This window comes from Frankia sp. AiPs1 (assembly GCF_023716945.1).
Taxonomy (GTDB): domain Bacteria; phylum Actinomycetota; class Actinomycetes; order Frankiales; family Frankiaceae; genus Frankia.
In genome coordinates this window covers 1-2,242 of the sequence record NZ_JAMQQF010000764.1, presented here as the reverse complement: position 1 = coordinate 2,242, position 2,242 = coordinate 1, and the positions used below count along the sequence as shown (strand labels likewise).

Annotated in this window: 1 protein-coding gene and 1 pseudogene; one reads left to right on the top strand and one right to left on the bottom strand. The window is 75.9% G+C overall.

Translation table 11 applies throughout. The features are described 5' to 3' along the window. Nucleotides 1-228 (bottom strand): annotated as a pseudogene (locus tag ND748_RS30410) (23S rRNA (guanosine(2251)-2'-O)-methyltransferase RlmB); the annotation flags it as partial. A 736-nt stretch (nt 229-964) separates the two neighbouring features. Here ND748_RS30410 and ND748_RS30405 point away from each other — a divergent pair. Next, nucleotides 965-2,080: a PP2C family serine/threonine-protein phosphatase gene (locus ND748_RS30405; protein WP_251749702.1), complete on the top strand. Its 1,116-nt coding sequence runs from the start codon at nt 965-967 to the stop codon at nt 2,078-2,080. The last annotated feature ends 162 nt before the right edge of the window (nt 2,081-2,242 follow it).

The window sequence follows — 2,242 nt, the reverse complement described above, 5'->3', positions numbered from 1 at the left end:
CTCCCCGCCCTGTGCGGTCCTGGCCGCGGCGGCCCCCGCCCGGCGCTGCGCGGGATGGCCGGGACGTAGCTGGGCGGGCGGAGTCGCGCCCCGGCCCTCAAGGGACTTGCGACCCTGGCCGCCGCTGCCGGTGCCGGCTCCCTTGCGATGCGAGCCCGCCTTACCGGCCCGGCCGCCCTGTCCGCCCCGGGCGATCCCGCCACCGCCCCGGCGCGCGGCGCCGGCCATCAGTGCCACCGACCGGCGTGCGCCGCGGAAATGACCATGTGACCACGGTATACGGCCGGCGCCGGGGGCGCGGCCGGCGCCGACCGGGCCCCGGGTCCGGCCGGTCCCGGCCCGCCCGCCGACCAGCCAGGGGCCCCCGGTCGGGGGTCCGGCGGGCCAGAACCCGACTGCCTGCCCCGACATGGTCGTTCGGGGCTGCCCGGCGCCCTATCCTGAGGCGGCAGTCCCACGCCGGCGACCTGGGTGGTCCCGGCCGCCCTCAGCCAGGTCAGGAGGGTTCGGTGCGCATCGCTTGCCACGCGTCGTCACGCGGTCGCGGACCGTGGCTCGGGCGCGGGGGCGTGCTGGGCCACGGCGGGGTGCGGGCCGAAGACGGGCGGAGACCGGCCGGCGTGGCCGATGCCCCGGCACCGGCATGGCCGCCACCGTCCTCGACCCTCGCCCCTTACGCTCTCTTAAGGCTGCGCGCCGACGGAGGTGGACGCACCGGGACCTGGCCCGCCCACGGCGATCTACGGCATCGACGGGCCCCGGGGGAACCTGGGAGAATACGTCCCCGTGAATCCGCGATGACCAGCTCGACGCGTGTGACCAGTTCGTCCGGTCGCCGGCCGTGCGCCCCCGGCGTCGCGGAGCGACGGCGGCGAGCTCCGATGACCGGACCAGCAGGGGCAGGAGGCACCCAGCACATGGCTCTGCGCACACCGCCCGCACGCGAACGATCTCTCCCGGCGGCATGACGGTGGACCTCAACCCGCACGATGACGCCCCCACGGTGGCTTACCAGCTGTCCGGCAGCGGGGCCTTCGACCCCGACGACGACCTGGGCCGCTGCCCCGTGTGCGCGGCGCCGGTGTATTCGGACGACCACTACTGCGAGGTCTGCGGGCATCCGCTGGCGGGCCCGGATCCGGCGCACGGCGACGCCGACCACAGCGAGGTCGACCTCGGCGAGCTGGCCGGGGTGTGCGACCGGGGCGTGCGCCACACGACCAACGAGGACGCGATGGGGCTCGCGGTCGTCTACGGCACGCTCATCGCGGTGGTGTGCGACGGGGTCTCGACGACGCCCGGCTCCGGTCAGGCCTCGGCCGCCGCCGCGGCCACCGCGATGGCCGTGCTCGCGGACGCGGTGCGGGCCCACGGGCCCGGTCATCCGGTCCACCACGACACCCGCCCGCCCCGCGGCGCCAGCGCGGCCGACGACATGCTGGACATCCTGGAGCCGGCGTACCCGGAGTACTCCGAGCCGCGCACGGCGCCGCGGGCGATCGTCGGGGGCTTCTCCCCGGAGGACGCCGAGGCCGCACTGCACGCCGCCGTCGAGGCCGCGCAGGCCACGATTGCCCAGCTCAGCGCGGCCGAGGGGCGGATGGCCCCGTCGTGCACCTTCGCCGCCGCCATCGTCACCCCGCCGACTCCCGACGGTCCCGGTATGGTCACCGTCGGGTGGGTCGGCGACAGTCGCGTCTACCTGCTCGGACCGCGCTGGTGCGAGCGGCTGACCTCGGATGACACCTGGGCCGCCGAGGCCGCCCGGGCAGGTCTCATTCCCGCCAACGAGGCCGAGACGCATCGGCGGGCGCACACGCTGACCCGCTGGCTCGGTGGCGACGTCGAGGACGTGGCCCCGCACACGGAGATCTTCCCGATCGAGGCGCCCGCCACGGTGCTGGTGTGCTCCGACGGGCTGTGGAACTACGCCTCCCGCCCGGATGTCATGGCCTCGCTGGTCAACCAGCTCCCGCCGCGTTGCACGGCGCTCGACGTCGCTCGCCACCTCGTCGACTTCGCGATCGACGCCGGTGGCCACGACAACATCACCGTGGTCGCCGCCCGGGTGGATCACTGATGGGCGCGTTCACCGCGGAGGTCTACCAGAACGAGTACCTTCCGGCCGGCGGGACGGACGTGCACGCCGTCGTCACCGTGACGTCGACCGGTCGGCCCGACGGCCCGGCCGGCCTCGCCGGCGAGGCCACTGCGCCCGGCTCCCCGCCGCACGGCCCCGCGC